The 18,216-nt window shown below is 39.1% G+C and carries 19 protein-coding genes; 14 read left to right on the top strand and 5 right to left on the bottom strand.

The annotated features are described in order from the left end of the window. The first annotated feature begins 30 nt into the window (after positions 1–30). From BMY21_RS04485 to BMY21_RS15790, 5 genes are all read left to right on the top strand, one after another. Entirely contained in the window at positions 31–822 is a 792-nt protein-coding gene (locus BMY21_RS04485; protein WP_177177714.1) for a sugar-binding protein, read from the top strand. Next, positions 815–3,955: a glycoside hydrolase 5 family protein gene (locus BMY21_RS04480; protein ID WP_074641308.1), complete on the top strand. Its 3,141-nt coding sequence runs from the start codon at positions 815–817 to the stop codon at positions 3,953–3,955. The genes BMY21_RS04485 and BMY21_RS04480 overlap by 8 nt, the downstream gene beginning before the upstream one ends. A 3-nt stretch (positions 3,956–3,958) precedes the next feature. Beyond that, a complete protein-coding gene (locus BMY21_RS04475) occupies positions 3,959–4,828 on the top strand; it encodes a glycoside hydrolase family 16 protein (protein ID WP_074641306.1) in 870 nt (289 codons plus the stop codon). Between the two features lie 93 nt (positions 4,829–4,921). Further along, the gene (locus BMY21_RS04470) at positions 4,922–5,569 is read left to right on the top strand and encodes a hypothetical protein (protein ID WP_074641304.1); all 648 of its coding nucleotides are present in this window, start codon (positions 4,922–4,924) and stop codon (positions 5,567–5,569) included. A gap of 26 nt (positions 5,570–5,595) precedes the next feature. Continuing rightward, positions 5,596–6,900 (top strand): hypothetical protein, encoded by a 1,305-nt coding sequence (locus BMY21_RS15790; protein ID WP_177177713.1) that lies wholly within the window; start codon positions 5,596–5,598, stop codon positions 6,898–6,900. Positions 6,901–7,018: 118 nt separating this feature from the next. Here BMY21_RS15790 and BMY21_RS04455 read toward each other — a convergent pair whose 3' ends face one another. After that, positions 7,019–8,353, bottom strand: a complete 1,335-nt coding sequence (locus BMY21_RS04455; RefSeq protein WP_074641299.1) for a DUF1015 domain-containing protein — start codon at positions 8,351–8,353, stop codon at positions 7,019–7,021. A gap of 41 nt (positions 8,354–8,394) precedes the next feature. On the opposite strand from BMY21_RS04455, the gene BMY21_RS04450 reads away from it, so the two are divergent. Then, positions 8,395–9,840 (top strand): RNA polymerase factor sigma-54, encoded by a 1,446-nt coding sequence (locus tag BMY21_RS04450; RefSeq protein ID WP_177177712.1) that lies wholly within the window; start codon positions 8,395–8,397, stop codon positions 9,838–9,840. 41 nt (positions 9,841–9,881) lie between these two features. Here BMY21_RS04450 and BMY21_RS04445 read toward each other — a convergent pair whose 3' ends face one another. Beyond that, positions 9,882–10,169 (bottom strand): HPF/RaiA family ribosome-associated protein, encoded by a 288-nt coding sequence (locus tag BMY21_RS04445; protein ID WP_074641296.1) that lies wholly within the window; start codon positions 10,167–10,169, stop codon positions 9,882–9,884. A gap of 185 nt (positions 10,170–10,354) precedes the next feature. On the opposite strand from BMY21_RS04445, the gene hprK reads away from it, so the two are divergent. From hprK to holA, 4 genes are read left to right on the top strand one after another with little or no spacing between them, the layout of a single operon-like run. Further along, positions 10,355–11,344, top strand: coding sequence for an HPr(Ser) kinase/phosphatase (hprK, locus tag BMY21_RS04440; RefSeq protein ID WP_074641295.1), 990 nt, complete (start codon positions 10,355–10,357; stop codon positions 11,342–11,344). Positions 11,345–11,380: 36 nt separating this feature from the next. Beyond that, complete coding sequence (locus BMY21_RS04435; RefSeq protein ID WP_074641293.1) at positions 11,381–11,647, top strand: HPr family phosphocarrier protein; 267 nt, start codon at positions 11,381–11,383, stop codon at positions 11,645–11,647. A gap of 2 nt (positions 11,648–11,649) precedes the next feature. Next, complete coding sequence (gene lexA / locus BMY21_RS04430) at positions 11,650–12,261, top strand: transcriptional repressor LexA (RefSeq protein ID WP_074641291.1); 612 nt, start codon at positions 11,650–11,652, stop codon at positions 12,259–12,261. A gap of 21 nt (positions 12,262–12,282) precedes the next feature. Then, positions 12,283–13,269 (top strand): DNA polymerase III subunit delta, encoded by a 987-nt coding sequence (gene holA / locus BMY21_RS04425; RefSeq protein ID WP_074641289.1) that lies wholly within the window; start codon positions 12,283–12,285, stop codon positions 13,267–13,269. Here holA and BMY21_RS04420 read toward each other — a convergent pair. Continuing rightward, on the bottom strand, positions 13,247–13,474 hold the full coding sequence (locus BMY21_RS04420; RefSeq protein WP_074641287.1) for a YdbC family protein: 228 nt from the start codon (positions 13,472–13,474) through the stop codon (positions 13,247–13,249). The two genes, holA and BMY21_RS04420, sit on opposite strands and share 23 nt — an antisense overlap. Before the next feature lie 130 nt (positions 13,475–13,604). On the opposite strand from BMY21_RS04420, the gene BMY21_RS04415 reads away from it, so the two are divergent. Both BMY21_RS04415 and BMY21_RS04410 read left to right on the top strand, forming a co-directional pair. Continuing rightward, entirely contained in the window at positions 13,605–14,609 is a 1,005-nt protein-coding gene (locus BMY21_RS04415; protein WP_074641285.1) for a hypothetical protein, read from the top strand. A gap of 2 nt (positions 14,610–14,611) precedes the next feature. Next, positions 14,612–15,301 (top strand): LysM peptidoglycan-binding domain-containing protein, encoded by a 690-nt coding sequence (locus tag BMY21_RS04410; protein ID WP_074641283.1) that lies wholly within the window; start codon positions 14,612–14,614, stop codon positions 15,299–15,301. A 44-nt stretch (positions 15,302–15,345) separates the two neighbouring features. On the opposite strand, the gene BMY21_RS04405 is transcribed toward BMY21_RS04410, so the two are convergent. Next, positions 15,346–15,915, bottom strand: a complete 570-nt coding sequence (locus BMY21_RS04405) for an NUDIX hydrolase (RefSeq protein ID WP_083379678.1) — start codon at positions 15,913–15,915, stop codon at positions 15,346–15,348. Positions 15,916–16,040: 125 nt separating this feature from the next. On the opposite strand from BMY21_RS04405, the gene BMY21_RS04400 reads away from it, so the two are divergent. Both BMY21_RS04400 and pgsA read left to right on the top strand, forming a co-directional pair. After that, a complete protein-coding gene (locus BMY21_RS04400; protein ID WP_074641281.1) occupies positions 16,041–16,862 on the top strand; it encodes a cytidylate kinase-like family protein in 822 nt (273 codons plus the stop codon). Between the two features lie 78 nt (positions 16,863–16,940). Further along, complete coding sequence (pgsA, locus tag BMY21_RS04395) at positions 16,941–17,537, top strand: CDP-diacylglycerol--glycerol-3-phosphate 3-phosphatidyltransferase (protein WP_074641277.1); 597 nt, start codon at positions 16,941–16,943, stop codon at positions 17,535–17,537. Positions 17,538–17,592: 55 nt separating this feature from the next. Here pgsA and BMY21_RS04390 read toward each other — a convergent pair whose 3' ends face one another. After that, positions 17,593–18,012, bottom strand: coding sequence for an Hsp20/alpha crystallin family protein (locus BMY21_RS04390; protein ID WP_074641276.1), 420 nt, complete (start codon positions 18,010–18,012; stop codon positions 17,593–17,595). Positions 18,013–18,216: the final 204 nt, after the last annotated feature.

Raw genomic sequence — 18,216 nt, 5'->3', positions numbered from 1 at the left:
AAACAAACTAAAAAAAGGATGGCAAAAAAAATGAAAAAAACAAAATATTTTTTTCCAAAAATGGGAATCGGCATTCTTTTGACAATGTTTACATCATGTCTTGCAATAAATGCAAAGAAGATTGTTGATGCACCATATTATCCTCCTGAGGAAGCATTTGCAGATGCAGGTGAACAGGAAAAGAATTTCAAGGTTTATTACTCAGGTTCTAAATCTCCAGTAATAGATGGTGAATTTAATGAATGGGATGGACTGGATGGAATCCGTGTTCGCCGAATGGTTTACGGTGGAATGTTCAATCCTGAAAATACAGATGGTCTGTTTAAGGTTAGAGCAGATGATTCATATCTCTATGTTTTTGCAGACATCATAGATGATCAGCCACAGGAAAATAAATTTCCTGCTCCACAGGGCTGGCGCGATGATTCAATTGAATTCTTTTTTGGTACAGATACAAGCTATCATACCTTCTACAAGAGTACAGATCACCGTGTAAGAATTGTTCCACAGAGCAAAACAAATAAATCTGCTTACGATGTAAGTTTGAACGATGTTTCAATGAACGGAAGTATTAAGGCTGCAATTGTTTACAGCGAACATGGTTACAAGATTGAAGCAGCTGTTCCATTCTCTCTATTGAGTATTAAAAAATTAAAGCCAAAGCAGAAGGTTCGTGGTGACTTCCAGATTAACGATGCAGACGACGGAAAAGAACGTTCTCGTCTCATTCACTGGAATAGCAGCAAAGATAATACCTACGTAGATGCAAGTTCCTGGGGAGACGGCATTGTAGTTGATTTAGCGGAGGCTGAAAATGAATAAAAAACGTTTTGCCGTTTTCACAGGCATTTTATTATTCCTCAATATTTCAATTTTTGCTCAGTTCATCACAGTAAAAAAAGATGCAAACGGCTGGCGCCTTATGGAAGACCGTAAGGAAATTGAAGTAAAGGGAATCGTATGGTCATATACTCCAATCGGAGAAACACATACTTATGATTTGTGGTCAAAGAGTGACGAGTTCATTGAGCGCATGATTGATACAGATATGCCAATGCTTAAAGCAATGGGTGTAAATGCAATCCGCTGTTTCAGTGACATTCCTCCAAAATGGGTAGAGTACATTTATACAAAGTACGGCATTTACACAATCGTAAATAATCTTCTTGGACGTTATGGTGTAACAGTAAACGGCACCTGGTATGCCAATACAGATTATTCTGATTTGTACACACGCGAAACTCTTGTTGAAATGGCAGTCGAGACAGCTGAAAAGTATCGTGCAGTAAACGGTGTTCTTATGTACATGTTCGGAAACGAAAGTAACTACGGACTTGTGTGGTCAGGTTCAGAAATTGAAAACCTTCCTGTTGGTGAACAGAATACTGTAAAAGCAGGTTACCTCTACAGTCTTCTTGAAGAGGCAATGGCTGCCTGTAAAGACATCGACCCATTCCACCCGGTAGGAATTGTAAATGGTGATACTCAGTATCTCGAACTGATTAAGAAACTTTGTCCTTCTCTGGATATTCTTGGTGTAAACGCTTATCGTGGATTCCGCTTCTACGATTCATTCTACGAAAATGTTGCAGAAGTTCTCGACAAGCCAATTATGTTCACAGAAGCCGGAGCAGATGCTTACAACGAAATCACTCATCAGGAAGATCAGTATGCTCAGATGGCTTATCTTATGAGCCAGTGGAAAGAAATCTATCAGCAGGGCTATGGAAAGGGCCGTTCACAGAATGTAATCGGTGGTTTTGTATTTGAATGGATGGATGAATGGTGGAAACACTATCAGAACAAAGATCTTGAACTTCATAATGACACAGGTACCTGGTCAAACTCTGGTTATGAATTAGACTATCGCGATGGCCTCAACAACATGGATGAGGAATGGTTTGGTATCTGTGCTCAGAGCAAGCTCACAGATCGTGGAATCAACAAGAGAATTCCACGTGCTTCATATTACCTTCTTCAGGACATCTGGAAGCTTTCACTTTATAAATCTTCAGAATCTGATATAAATAAAACTTTTGCATCATTGAATACCTCAATGTATCTTGCACAGGGAAATGAGAAATCAATCAAAGAAATGATAAATGAAAATAAACTCGTTCAGATTGATACTCTTGATGCAACCGTTCAGGTAACAACTCCAATGTATGTAAACAGAGTCTGGGGTGCTATTAAAGATAATGGTCACTTAAAAGAATCTTTTGAATATCAGAATGCAAAGGGTGAGAATGTTAAGACAACTGTTACTGCAGAAACAACCCTCGGCCTGACTGTAAAGCCAATGGAAAATCTTTCTGGTACAGCTGTAATCAAAGCCTGGACAGATTCTCCTTATACAAATCTTGGAGACAGATGGGCTTCTTACTACAAGGATGGACCAGATTATTCTACTACACAGCCAGAAGCAGAACTTAAGTATGTAGATTTCTATTCGGCATCACTTAATTATTCTGGAAATCTTTTTGACATAAATGGTTATTACCATGTTGGACATGCAAGTTTTGAAAACACAGGTGATATTTTTAATATTTCAAAAGAAGCTTTTGATATTATCGGTTATGACACTTATGGTTCAAAGGCTCCGATTGCTCTTGAGTTTGTAGGAAAGAATCTCCTTGAAGGACTTACAGTAATTGGTGGACCAGAAATCTGGGGAAGTGCAAAGCCTCAGGTTCAGGCAAACTACTTCCGCTGGTTCCCTACAGAATCTCTGTTTGTTCCGGACTTCACAATCGGCCTTGTTTATGCAGAAGAGTTTGGTGCTAAATCAAGTCCTGCTCTGGATCCATATAACGCATACGGTGCCGGAAGAAAAGCTTCAATTTATGCAGCAGCAGTTCTTGATCCATGGGTAACTCTCAAACTCGGTGTTCTCCATGCTGGTAGTGAAAAAGTTGGCGCAAAATATATCGATCAGAATGGTAATACTTCTAAGATTACTTATCTTGATACACTTGGCGGTTATGTTCAGCTCGGTACAAGTATGTTCCAGCATATGTACATCTACGGAAACGCAATCTACCGCGGTCTTGTAGCAGATACAAATCCTGCAGAAGTTAGAGGAAGTTTCTTTACAGCAGATTCAGGTGCTGGGAACAGATTTGAAGCTCAGGTTGGAGTTGATGTTGGATATGGTGATTTTGTATTCAAGCCGGTTGTCAGAGCTCGCGTTCCACTTCAGCAGCCAAAGGGCCGTGACCTTCTTACAGGTTCTCCATTTATCGTAGGTCTTGGAAACCGTCAGGCAATTGAAGTTGAAGCAGTTCTTACTTATGACCCTGAAGGAGCAACCTGGTTCCACGAATGGAATGGTGATGATATTGAAGGTGCAAAGTTTGCATTCTCTCTTACCGGAATGTATACCCTTTACGCCGGAAAGACAGATAATCTCCCTTTCAAGAGCAATACATGGACATCAGTTACAAATGAAACAACTGCAAAGTATAGCAATATGATCTGGTATAACGGTGGTGCACTTCCTGAGCAGAGAAATCTCTGGCAGGTTGGAACAAGAATCGTAACAAATCCACTTCCAGGACTTCGTATTATTGCAACTGCTGATGGTGGATGCCTTGGTGCCCTTACAGGAGCTTATCAGGGTGATTATCCGGAGTTAGTTAAGTTTGTAAATGCAGGACTTGCAGTTCGTTACAATCACTGGATTGGTTCTACAAAGTGGTCATTCAATACATGGGGACCAGAAAGCTGGTGGAGAAACTTTAACCAGACTTTCCCATTGCAGTTCAGTTTTGATATTGCTTACGGCTTTGGAGATAATCCTTCTTTCCTTGATGCAAAGAACAGAATTGGTCTTTCAATTATTGGCCGCAAGTTCGGAAAATACAGCTCAGATGCATACAACGCATTGCCTAATGGAGCTGTAGTAGATGGTTCAGCTTATGTTGAAATCACAACTTACGTAAATATAGGACTTTAAAATATGAAAAAGCAGCATTCTTTTGTTATTAGACTGCTGCTGCTTTCAGGAGTAGCAGCAATTATGAGTACATCTTGCATTTTCCTTCCACCGAAAGAAGCAGACGAAAAAGTTAAGACTGAAGTTGGAAAAGATGAAAACGGCAAGGATGTTCTGAAAAAAGACGGTCTGACTTGTGTGTGGCAGGATGAATTTGATTATACCGGAGTTCCGGATACATCAAAATGGAAGTATCAGACTGGTCATGGTAACAATGGTTGGGGAAATGCAGAACAGCAGAATTATGTTGATAACTCAACCAAGGCCGAAACAGCAATCGTAGGCGATGGAGTTCTAAAAATCAAAGCCTATCATAACGGATCAGAATGGAGAAGTGCCCGTATCAATTCTAAACAGACCTGGAAGTATGGTTATATTGAGGCACGTCTTAAGGTAACCGATCGTCCTGGTGCATGGCCAGCTTTCTGGATGATGCCGGAAAATCGTAGTGATTGGCCAAAGTGTGGTGAGATAGACATTATGGAAAATGCTCCTGCAATTGGTAATCATAAAATATTCAGTACGCTTCATGCTGAAGGACATTCAGGTGGAAGTGGTCAGAGTATTGGAACAAAAATCTATGATAATAATCTTTCATCTGAATGGCATACATTTGGAATTAAATGGACTGAAGATAGAATAACTGCCTATTACGATGATGTTGCTGTGGGAAGTTATAACAATGATGGTACAGAAGCCAATTGGCCGTATAATCAGAAATTTTACATTATTTTGAATCTGGCAATTGGTGGAACTCTTGGCGGTGATGCGTACGTAAACAATCTTAACGGTGAAGCAGAATTCCTTGTTGATTACGTTCGTGTATATCAATAACAGAAAATAAAACACCATTCTGAAATTTACAGGACTTTCATTTTGTAAATTTCAGAATAACAATTAAGAAAGAAAAAAGTACAGGAGGCTTTTATGAAAAAAATTGAAAAGATCATGATAGCAGTTGGTATGATTTCAATGTTACTTTCATTTACAGGTTGTGATCTTCTGACAGAAGCAGAACTTAAAGGGCGAAATGCAAACAATCCTACAATCCCTGGTGTAAATAACGGTAATCCAGGTAATTCTGGAACTTCAGATACTATTGGAGATTCCTGGGGCGCCTTATTTTCAGACCGTACTCATAATCCAATTGATTTACAGGTATGGCAGGGCTTTGACGCATCGTATGATTCTGAAAATGGAATGAAATGTGTTGTAATTCCAGGAGCATGGTTTGGTGGTGCAATTGTACAGGATAATGCAGCTTCACCAAAAGACTGTATTTATTATGACATGTCAAAAGTTTCAAAGGTTACTTTTAAGGTAAAGGCAAGTAATAATATGACAATTTGGGCTGGTTATTCAAATCAGAACAAAAATGATTCTTTAGTAAAACAAAACATCAATGTTACTACAAGCTGGCAGACAATAACTCTTACACAGAAAGGCGTAAGTAATGCATGGGCTATCTTTGCTTTTGGAAGTGATGGCGTATCTTCTGAAGAATGGCTTGCATTCAAAGATGTTACATATTTTGATTCGGAGAACGAGAGTTTATCTCTCAAATATGTCCAATAAAATAAAAAAAATATAAGGAGCAAGAAATGAAAAAACTTAAAATTTTTGGAGCTGCAGTAATGGCTGCATCTCTTCTCTTCACAAGCTGTGCACCGGCAGAGAATCCAACAGATCCTGAGATCGTAAATCCTGATCCAGACCCAACACCAGATCCTGACCCTGATCCAAATCCAGATCCTAATCCGGATCCTAATCCAGACCCAACACCTGATCCAGATCCAAAACCTGTTGAGAATGGCGAATTTACTATCACTTTCTCAGATGCAAACAATGCTGTAACTTATAAAGATGGTGTATATACAGTAAGTGTGGCAAATGCAAATGATTCAGAATGGGGTAATCAGATTTTTATTGCTAACCCAAACAAGGCTGCTGGAGTTGCTGCAGGTGATAAAATTCATACATCAATTACACTTGAAGCTGATAAAGAAATTACAACTATGTTTGTTAAGAATCAGTTTAATGGTGTGCTTTATTCTGGAATTGATACACAGAAAAATCTTCCCGCAAATGAAGCAACAGTATTTGATATTTATGGAATTGTAGCAGACAACTATGATGAAACTTCAAGTATTGTTCTTGCGCTTCGTGGAAATGCTGCAGATACAATCCTTAAGATTTCTGAAGTAAAAGTTGAAAAATTAACAGATTATACTGTAAATAAAGTAGAAATCAAAACTTCTACAACAACAATTTCTGCAGGTGAAACTGTAAAATTGTCAGCTTTTGATCAGTATGGATTTGAGATTGAGGATGCCGTTTTTGAAATCACTTCTGAAAATCCTGTTTCTACTATTTCTGGAAATGTTTTGACAGGTGGTAATGCTGCTGAAACAATTACAGTTGTTGCAAAATCAGGTGATATTGTTTCTGAAGCTATTTCAATCATAGTATCAGTTTCAAAAGATTATGCAAAATATTGGAATCCAACAACAACTACTGAAGGTGCAAATCCTCCTGCAGATTACTTCAGTATCTGGGCAGATCAGAACTGGTGTGGCTCAAATGTTGTATTGTCAGATATGACTGCAACAGAAACAAGTGTATCTTTGACACAGACTGTTACAGGAGCTTGCTGGTTTGGAACACAGATTTGGTATGGACTTTCTAAGACATCTAATCTTTCATTCAAGGTTACTTCATCAGTTGCAGGTGCGATTACTGTTAATGATGTAGTTTATACACTTGAAGCTGATACAGCTAAGGCTATTACTCTTGAGAATGTAAGCGGAAAACTTGCAATCCAGCTTGGACAGCATGCTGAAGGTGAAACATCTCTTGGAAGCTGTACTTTCACAATCTCAGATTTTACTGTAACAGCTGCAGAATAAATCTACATATATAGAAAAAATACTCCTATTTTGGGGATTGTCTGTTAAATAAAAAAGGTGGCTTGATTAGTTCGTCGAACATTCAAGCCACCTTTTCAGACAATCCTTTTTTATTTAACTAGAATAATTTTCGGCATTCAAGATAGAAGCGTTTTTCGTCTGCTTCACCCATACTGAAACTTTTTCTTGGGAGTGGGCCACGACCGTTGATTGTTTCAAAGAAGGAATCTTTTGCAATTGGAGGAAGAAGAATTCCTACTGCGTTTTCGCGTTCACCAAGTTTAAGGGTTTCATCACTTCCGTGGATGTAGTCAATTTCTGGTTTTTCAGAACCTGAGGCTCCTTTAAGGAATGCATCAATTTCTGGTTGAAGTCGGGCAACAGCAAGTTCTTTAATTCCGGTCTTAAGAAGAACGTATTTCTGCTTTCCGTTTCCGCCTTCTCTATATGCAAAACCAAAGTCTGCCCAAGAAGCTTTTACAGCAGCATCAAGTTCAGCTGCTCCTGAAACTTCACTTACAGTTCCACCAAGTTTTTCTGCGAGATGAGAAATCAAACCTTCAACATCAGCTCCAAAAATAACTCTATGAATTGGTTCAAATGTAAGACCTGTGTCATAAATATTTACAATTTCAACCAGAGCGTAGCGTACTGAACATGCTTTCAAAGCAGCTTCATCAGCACCCTGAGCTGTAAGTTTTTCTTTATATTCATCCCAGACAGCTTTTGCAGTAGCCAGAGAGTGATTTCCATCTCCAACAGCAAAAAGGAAGGTAGAACCATCTGCAGCACGGTTTTTATCTGCGATTTTAGAAACAGCTTCTGTTACATCTGCAATTTCATTTTCACTTTCTACAGCCCAGCCTGTAATAGATCCGCCGTTGCACATAAGTGAACCGTCATACAAAGGAGCCTTTGATTTTACTTTATTTCCAGTTCCGCCAACCAGTAAATCATCCTTATCATCAACCAGAAGCATAATGTGTGGTAATTCAAGAGGTGCTCCGCGGCGAATCTCCATACGAGGAGGAATTCGTTCAACGATTGTTGCTTCTGTGGCGCGGATATTTGCTTTGCTGAATGGCTTCCACTCATAGGTTTCAAGGTCAATTTGAGCAACAAGACCTTTTCTGATGCGGCCAAAAGCAGTTTTTCTTTCAATATATATTAAACAGTTTTTAGCTGTATCAAATATTCCACCGTCAATGTATTCTTTCATTGTTTTTCTGATTTTTTCAATTCTCTCTGGTTTATCAGGAGAGTTCAGATAAACTTCAGGTAAAATCAGGTTGAGTGTGGAAGGCTTACCTGCGGCACAAGCTTCTGCCTTCTTCCAGTAGTCTAAATCCTGAGTATACTGATCGCAGGCAATTACAGACCAGCTCGAAACATCAATGTTTTTTGGTAAAAGGATTTCCGGAATGGAAAGTCCAAAGTCTTCTATCTTTTTCATAAATGCAAGTATACAGTTTGAATCAATTTTATGCTATAATAATGAAGATTTTGATTATGAGTGTTACTCAATCTCTTACACTCCGCCAGGAACAAAAGCAAATTCAACGTCTCTCCCAGGTTCAGATTACAGCTCTGAACTATCTTGCAATGGGAAATGAAACACTTCGAGATGAAATATATAAAGCGGTAAGTGAGAATCCTGCTCTTGAAATTGTAAGGGAACCTGTTTTTTCTAATCTCCCGGCAGCAGAATATTCTTCGAGATATGGCAATTCTGAAACTTCAGATAAATATCAGCAGATACTTGAAAATCAGGAAGACTATGGAGAAACCTTACAGTCTCATCTTCTTCATCAGTTAAATGCAATGAAAATTTCTGATGATGAATTGGAATTGTGTACAAAGCTTATTTATAATCTGGATAAGAACGGCTTTTATGGTTCAATGCTTTCTCCTGAAACTTTAATACCTGCAACAATTGTTAATAATAGAAAAGCTGTGCTTGAAAAATGTCTTAATATAGTTCAGGCACTGGACCCGATTGGTACCTGCTGCCGTACTCCAGAAGAAAGTCTTTTAGTTCAGGCAAGACTTTCCGAAAATCCGAATCAACTTGCTCTTTTTATTCTTGATGGGCATCTTGATTTTCTTAATCCGCCCAATGCTTCAAAAATCAGCCGCAAGTTAATTGATTTTAAGGAAGCCTGGCATAAAAAAGCCTTCGCGGGACAGTCCGCGCTCGACAATCTCCCGTTGGATGAAGATGCCGCCGCGTCCGCGCTGAAATTTATCCTTTCCCTGAATCCACATCCAGCCCAGGGATATAATTCAGTTGCCACAGTGGATACGGGCCGTCCAGACGTAGTCCTTACAGTTACAAAAGAACCGGGTGCCTCTGATGATGATTTTTCGAGAGGCCTTGTTTCCCTCAATTCAGATTTTCATTTTCAGATAAAATATGCTTCGGGTGCTTTGCCGGAAATCAGAATTTCTCCAGATTTTAAGATGGATAAGGTGAATGTTGCAAAAGCACAGGCTTTGATTTCTTCTTTACAGTTCCGCGAATCTACAATTGTCATGCAGGGCTGTGCAATAGTCCAAGCGCAGAAAAACTTTTTCCTGAAGGGGCCGGGACATCTCAGCGTGCTTACAAGGCGGCAGATAGCAAAAGAACTTGAGATTCATGAATCCACCGTGTCCCGAATGTCAGCCAAAAACGGCAGTAAATATATTCAGACAGAATGGGGCCTCTTTCCCGCAAGTTATTTTTTTACTTCTGGAGTAAATAACCGCGACGGCAGCAAAAAAATCTCATCTGAAAGAATCAAACAAAAAATGCAGGCGATACTTGCTAAACCTGAAAATGAAAATCTTTCAGACCAGAAACTTACAGAGCTGTTAAATCAGAAGGGCGCGAAAATTGCCCGTCGTACCGTGGCAAAATATCGCGCCCAACTTGGACTAAAAAATTCGTATAAACGGTAAATACGGTGGTTTAGTTTGTTGAAACCACCGCAAACCGCAGTTTATTTCTGCTGAACCTTATCTTTTTCCTTCTTGATTTTGTTATCGAGTACATCCATCATCTTGTTCAATGCTGCACCAAAGTCAAAATCTTCTCCAGAAACATGAGCTGAAGTGCCCCATTTAAAGTTTACTGTAGTATCGAAAACATAGGTCTTGTCATGCTTGATTTTCATAAGTAAATCAACAATCAAATCATCACCGTAAGCAATTCTCTTAAGTTTTGATTCAATCATGTCAGACTGCTTCTGTTCAAGTGTAAAACCTACTGCATTAATTGATGGTGTCATAGTAGTCTCCTCGAGGAAGTAAATTTCTTTACTCCAGCTGTAAGTATTTTTAGATCCCGCATACGCAGGCAGATGAATTCTCATCACCTTTATAGTAACACGGGTTTTCTGAAAAAACAAATTCAGATTTTTAAATTTCTTTTTGGTATTGCTAAAATATCTTAAAGTGTGTATAGTAAAAATATATGGCAGATAAGAAATTCACAGTTCTGGATTTGCTTGACCTCGAACTTTCGGGACATGATGCTCTTGATCTTAAGTGTATCGCAGGGCGCCGTGGTTTACCACGTGCTATTACAGTTCCTGAACTTAACCGCCCTGGTCTTGCTCTTTCGGGCTTTTATGAATCTTTTGCCAGTAATCGTGTTCAGGTTTTCGGACGCGGTGAAACAGCCTATCTACAGAAACTTCATAAAGAAAAAAATACAGATTCAATAAGAAACTTTTTCCGCTCTCAGATGCCGTGCTGTATCTTTACGTACAATCTGGAGCCAACAGAAGATTTTCGTCGTATTGCAGAAGAAAGTTATTGTCCACTGCTTCAGACAAGTCTTACATCTACAGAGTTTTCAAATCGTATAATTCGTGTATTTGCAAATCAGTTTGCGCCGCGACAGACTTTGCATGGAGTTCTTGTAGAAGTTTACGGTATCGGTATTCTGCTTTCTGGACATTCCGGTGTTGGTAAAAGTGAAACAGCCCTTGAGCTTGTAGAACGCGGACACCGTCTTGTTGCTGATGATATTATTGAAATCCGCTGTGTAAACGGAAATATTATTCTGGGACGCGGTGCAAATACAGTTATCAGCCACCATATGGAAATCCGAGGTCTGGGTATCATCAATATTTCCCAGCTTTATGGAGTTGGTGCCATCCGCGACCAGAAGGAAGTTCAGCTTATTGTTCAGCTTGAAGACTGGAACTCTGCCAAGGCTTATGACCGTCTTGGTACAGAACAGAAATATAAGGAACTGCTTGGAGTTAAGGTTCCTGTACTTGAGATTCCGGTTCGTCCGGGTCGAAACCTTCCTATTATTATTGAGGCTGCCGCTATGAACGAGCGTCTTAAGAATATGGGATATAACTCTGCAAAGGACTTCAATCAGAACGTTCTTAAGTGGATTGAGACAGGAGAAGCGCAGACTGTTTACAACGGTAATGACGATTCTTACTAAAATAAATGCGGCAGAGAGGCTGCCAAGGAAATTCAAATGATCGAGAAGATTTTAACAGTTCAGAACAGAGCAGGAATTCACGCAAGACCTGCGGCAATTATTGCACAGACTTCAAACAAGTTTGAAAGCGAAATTACCCTCACCCGAGATGGAGCAACTGTAAATGCAAAATCAATTATGGGTGTAATAGCTATGGGGGCTGGTTATAATACTCAGCTTACAATGCAGGTTGTTGGTCCCGATGAATCTGAAGCAGCCTCGGTTATTGAGGAGTTGTTTAACAGTCGTTTTGAGGAGGACTAATAATGAGAGGAATTACAGATCGTCAGAAGGAAGTTTTAAACTATATTTCCTCTTACACTGAAGAAAACTCATTTCCACCAACTGTACGCGATATAAGTGAACATTTTGGTATTTCTCTTCGTGCAGTTCAGGATCATATTCTTGCCCTCCAGAAAAAAGGCTTCCTTTCTCAGAGTCAGAAAAAAGCCCGCTCAATTCGTGTGCTTTCTGATTGTCGTGAAAAAGAACCTCAGACTTTTATCAGCAAAGTTCCTCTTTTGGGAAACGTTGCTGCAGGTAAACCTCTTTTAAGTGAAGAAAATCTTGATGGATATGTAAATCTTACAGAACCTTTTGTTCGCCCGGGTAAAAGTTATTTTGCTCTTAGAGTTCGCGGCCAGAGTATGATAAATGCCGGAATTCTTGATGGTGATCTTGCTGTAGTAGAGCAGGCTTCAACTGCTGTTGACGGACAGATTATTGTGGCTGTAATAGATGATGCTATTACCCTTAAACGTTATTATAAAGAGTCTGCAAGAATTCGTCTTCAGCCGGAAAATCCAGATTTCCAGGCTATTTATTGTACAGACGTTCGTATTGTTGGAATTCTGTCAAATATCGTAAGAACTTACTAAAATATCAGGCAGCAGAATTATATGGCAGCAGCAGGTCCTATTTATCTTTACACTGGTCCGGAGTTCGGTAAGCGCAACGAAGCAGTTGACGCTGTAAAAGCCGCTCATAAAAAACAGTTCGGTGTAATAGACGAGCATTCATTCTATCTTCTCGAAACTCCTTTCAGTGAAGTTATGACAATTCTTCAGAGCGGCACTTTGTTTTCTGATGGTGTTTGTGTTGTCTGTAAGAATGCAGAACTTATAAAGAAGAAAGATGAGATTCAGATGATTTCGGACTGGCTGAAAAATCCAGAGCCATCTGCAATTCTGATTCTTGTATCAGATGAAATCAGTGTAGATTCAAAACTCGAAAAACTTATTCCAACTGCAAACCGCAAAAAGTTCTGGGAAATGTTTGAGAGCGATAAGCTGCCTTGGGTAACAAGTTATTTCAGCAAAAACGGATACCGTATACAGCAGGGCGCGGCCAAACTGATTTTAGAGTTAATAGAAAATAATACGCAGTCTCTCGCTGCCGAGTGCTCAAGATTCTTCGTTCTTTTCCCAAAAGACCACGAAATCACCGAGGCGGATGTAGACTCTGTTCTAACTCACAGCCGTGAAGAAAACGCTTTCAGCCTTTTCCGTGAGCTGGCCAACAGCGCCGATGCTGCGCCTGTTCGTCTTGAAAAAGGCCTTCAGATTCTTCAGAAAATCAGACTTTCAAAAGAAAATTCTTCTGTAATGATTATTGCAGGACTCGCTTCATGCTTTAGAAAACTTCAGGACTGGCATAAACGCGGAGAGCAGGCAATTCCGCAAGCAATGCTTCAGAAACAGTACAGGAGTGCAGCTAAGGTGTGGACAATGGGACAGTCTGCGGCAATTCTTGCAGTGCTTGCCTCAACAGATATGGAGATTCGTTCCGGTGGTTCTCAAATGGAAGATGTTCTTCTTCAGAAAATGCTTTATGAAATAGTTATTAAAAATGGAGCTCAGTTGTCTACTCTATCGCAAGAGTACTAAGCAGTTCTTTTAATGCCTTCAGCTCTTCTGCTGTAAAGGTAGAACCTTTTCCCATTTTCTGGTGGTCAGGGGACCAGCTGCGTAAATCATATTTAGCAGGTCTGCCACCCCATGATACAAGGTTCAGTTCAAGATTCCAGCCGCCTTTTCCTTCGGCAACAGTTCCAAGATTTTTTTCAATCTTAAAAGAGAAATCATCTGCCATGACTGCCTCCTTAAAAAAAATTGTAATTTTTTTTACATTGAGTTGTTATAATTCTGTATACTTTAATTATCGTTGTAAGATTGGCGTAATTATAGTAAAATATAATAAAATAACTATTGTGAGGTAAAATATGAAGAAAGTTAGTATAATTCTTCTTTCTATTTTCACTCTTTTGTTCTTTATTTCCTGCGGTTCAAAACCTGCTGCTGAAGAACAGAAGCCAGCAGCTCCCGAGGTAAAGGAAGCTATAGAAGATGTATCAGAAAATGTTGTAGATGAGAGTCTTACAAAAGCTGCTAAACTTGCTCAGCTTATGGAACAAATCAATGATGCGAGAAAAGTTGCTATTGAAGCAGGTGCTGATAGAAATTGTCCGGAGCAGATGAGTAAGCTCGATTACCTTCTTTCTGGTCTTAAAGACAGTGACAATCCGGAAAAGGCTGCACAGTCAATCATTGACAGATATAACCTTCTTGCAAATTACAGCAAGGCAGTTGATGCAAAGAAAGAAATTGACGAAAGCGGTTTTGCTTCTTATGCACAGAATAACTACGATAGAGGTGTTAGCAGCCTCAATAAGGTAGAAGCTGCTTTTGAAGCAGATTCAGATGATTTTGATAAGTCAGTTTTTGCAGAAGCAGAAAATGCACTTAAAGATTTTAATACAGTTATCAACGTAGCTTATAAGAAGCTTGCAAAAGAAGAACGCGATGCTGCAATGGAAGCAAAGAAAAAGGCTGATAGCGTTAAAGCTGGTGTTGCCCGCAAAGCAGAGTATAAAGAAGCAGCAGATCTTATTCAGACTGGTGATTCACTCTATGCAATGCAGAATGCAAAGAAAGCTGTTGACAAATATAAAGATGCAAAAACAAAGTTTACATATCTTTATGAAGATGTAGCTGCTAAGCGTGCTGCTGCACAGGCTGCAATTGAAGAAGCTAAAAAGCGTGTAGCAGAAAGTGAGAAGTTTGCTGAAGAAGCAGATGTTAAGGCTCCAATCACAGAAAAAGTTGAAGGTATCGAAGATGAAGATGCTGTTCTTCTTGAAGCTGATGATTATGAAGATCCAGAAAAGGCCGAGGCTGATATTGCTGAAGAACTTGAGGATGATATTGATGAATCGGAGGCTAAGTAATTATGAAAAAGATTATTTCGATTTTAGTAATAGCATTACTTGCAGCTTCTGTATTTGCAGTTAGTTACAAGAATAATACATTCCAGAAGCTTGCAGATGAGTATACAAAGAAGGCTGAAATTGCACTTGATGCAGGACAGTATGATGATGCTGTAGAGTATTCAAAGAAAGCAGAAGAAAATGCCGCTCTTTCTGAAGCTTATATCAGAATGATGATGGCTCGTGGTGAAGCAGAAAACAATATTAAGCTTGCAAAGAATCAGATTGCATGGGCAGAAAAGATTGATGCTCCAAACACATTCCCAATGGCTTATACTTCAGCAAAAGATAATCTTGAAAAGGCAGAAACTTCTTTCGAAGGTGAAGATTTTGAAAAGGCAAATGCTTATGCAAAGGCTTCACTTGCCGCTCTTGATGGAATCAGAGAAGTTACTCCACTTCCAGAGTTCTACATTGTAAAACCTTGGGCAGAAACAAAAGACTGTTACTGGAATATTTCTGGTCGTCCTTATGTTTACAACAACCCGTTGCTTTGGGAAAATCTTTATCAGGCAAACAAAAACAACATGCCAAAGCCTGAGGATCCAAACCTTATCCATCCAGGTATGAAGATGAAGATTCCAAGCCTTACTGGTGAATACCGTAAAGGTACTTACGATCCTAAGAAGGAATACGAAACTTACGGTAAGTAATTTTCAGATACCCTCGGACTTGATCCGAGGGTCTTTTTTTATATCTATATCTTTCCGCCGTTATGCTTAATATAAAGGCTCAACGCCATTCCCATAATGGCATGTGGGAACTGCTCAGTACCCATTCCTTCAAGAACTTCTTCTTTAGATAATTCCATACAGTTTATAAATTCATCATCATCAAGATTCTGTTTTCCTGTAGCCTTTAAATCCTGAGCGAGGTAGAAATGAACATGATTCTTAAAAAGAGCCGGATTTGGATTTACTGAACCGAGTTTAATAAGCATTCCTGCCTTAAAACCTGTTTCTTCTTCCAGTTCTCGGCGGGCAGCCTGTTCAGGTTCTTCTCCTTTATCAATTACGCCACCTGGGAATTCAACGCTTAATGCAGATTCACCATGACGCCACTGTTTTACCATAAGAAACTTATCATTGTGTTCTGGAATTACAATTACCCAGTCAGGAGCATCCATTATGATGTAATCACCTTCTGTTCCATCAGAAGAAACGTTATGTCGTTTTGTAACAGTACAGACAACGGTTTTTAAAAGTGGTTCGGAAGGGCCTTCTTTCCATTTAAGTTTTTCGTCTTCAGGCAGAAAATAATTTTTCATAAAAAATCTCCGTTACTTTTTGACAGATTCAAATTCTCGTTTTATCATATTATAGGGTTATAAACAGATTATTGAAATATCAACAGCCTGTTTTTAATCAAATTTTTATTTCGAGAGGTGAACTTATGGCAGTAATTACAATTTCAAGACAGGTAGCAGCATTGGGTGATGAAGTAGCCGGCGAGCTTGCAAAAAGACTCGGCTATAAGTTCATCACAAGAAAAGAAATTGAAAAGAGAATTGTTGAACTTGGCTTTTCTGAGAACAAAATGCCGAAGTTTGACGAGCGTAAACCCGGATTCTTTGCATCTCTTACAAAAGACCGCGATGAATATCTGAATTATGCTCAATATGCAATCCTGGAAGCCGCAGAGAAGAAGAATGTGGTGATTATAGGACGTGGTGCTTTTGCTGTGCTTCAGAATGTACCGAATAATATTTCTGTGCGTCTTATAGCTGATGAAGCAACCCGTATCGATCGTCTACGTAAAGAATTTAACTGGGATGAAAAACAGGCTCTTCAGCGTATTCAGGAAAGTGATGCAAACAGAGCTGGTTTTCATTCAAGTTTTTATAACGTAGATATCAATGATCCTGTAAATTATCATGCAGTTCTTAATACCGGTCTTTTGAGCCTTGAACTTGCTGTTGATGTTATAGCTGAGCTCGTAGAAAAGAAGGTTACTATTAAGCAGGAAGAAGAGGGGAATAAGATTATTGATGATCTTTTGAAGGCTCAGACTGTTGTAAATAAGCTTTCAATGGAAAGAAAACTTAATATTGAGTTCATGCATGCTACAATTCAGGGAAATACAGTTGTTCTTCATGGAGTATCTGATTCTCCGGCAGTTGTAGAACAGGCTTTGCAGCTGATACGCGAAGAGATGCCAGGCTACGATGCAAAGTCCGCAGTAAGCATTATTCATGATTTCAAGACTTTCCAGTAGGATTATCGAGCGACTCTTATAGACTGCAGTAAGTCCTTCTAACTTGACTTTCTTTTCTATAAATTAGATAATATTTGTATGAAACTATCTAACAAGTTTACTTTTACTCGCATTATTTTTGCACCTATTTTCTTCTTATTATATTTCATCCCGATTTGGACAGGCTGCGGTACAAAGTTCTCTTTGTTGATTGCTATTCCTTGTCTTGTCTTTGCGGAATTTACAGACTACCTTGATGGACACTATGCCCGCAAGCATAATGAAGTAAGTGACTTCGGTAAACTTTTTGATCCGTTTGCTGATGTTGTGCTTCATCTGACTGCTTTTGTATGTCTCATGCATTCTGTAAAAAGCGGTATTTCATATATGCCGGTTTTGTTTTTTGTTTTAATCATGCTTCGTGAGTTCTCTCAGAACTTTTTAAGAATGGTTGCAGCAAAACAGGGAACTGCAATTGCAGCGCGAAAAGGCGGAAAGCTTAAGACAGTGGTTTATATAATTGCTGAGTTCTACGGAATTCTTCTTGAACTTATGCTTCGTATGGATATAGTTCCAGAATTCTGGGGTGGTCTTAAAATTGGAGTTTATGTCCTTTTTGGAATCTGTGTAATCTTAAGTTATGCATCATTTATAGATTATTTGATTCATTTCGGAAAAATCTTAAAAGATATATGATAAAACAAAAAGCGCGGTGTTATCCACCGCGCTTTTTGTTTATGCCTTTTGTTCTTTAGCAGGCTTCAATTGCAATCTTTTTAGGAGCTGCAATTGCTTTTTTAGCCATGTTGATAGTCAAAATACCGTTCTTAAAGTTTGCTTTGATAGACTCGGCATCAACATCTGTAGGAAGTGTAAAGCGGCGTTCAAAACTTGAACTTCGTCTTTCCTTAAGAATGTACTTAGTCTTTTTATCTTTCTTGTCCTCTTTAGTTTCTTTTGTCTCTTCAACCTTAGAGGCAATAGTAAGATTGTCGTGGTCAAGCTCGATATTTACGTCTTTTTCAGAACGGCCAGGCAATTCCATTTCCAGAGTGTAGGCGTTATCTTCTTCTTTTACGTCAACACGTGGAGTATTTGTACAATACATAACACTTGGAGTGTTACCCATCATGTCATTAAAAAGTGAATCAATAAATGAAAGTTCGTTCATATCTATACCTCTTTGTATTTAGATTTGTTTGTAAGTGTTTAGCTTACACTTTTATATATAGCAAATATCGTGCCAAGTATACAGGATTGATTTAAAATAACAGCGAATCTGGCGCAAGGGAGCGGATTTGGGTGCAAAAAACACTTTGTGAGTTGCTGCCGCGATAGCGGCAGTTTATAGTTTCTCTACAACTCACAACGTGTA

This window comes from Treponema bryantii (genome assembly GCF_900111035.1).
Classification (GTDB): Bacteria; Spirochaetota; Spirochaetia; order Treponematales; family Treponemataceae; genus Treponema_D; species Treponema_D bryantii_C.
The sequence above is the reverse complement of the archived record's forward strand: the minus strand, read 5'-3'. Positions and strand labels throughout refer to the sequence as shown.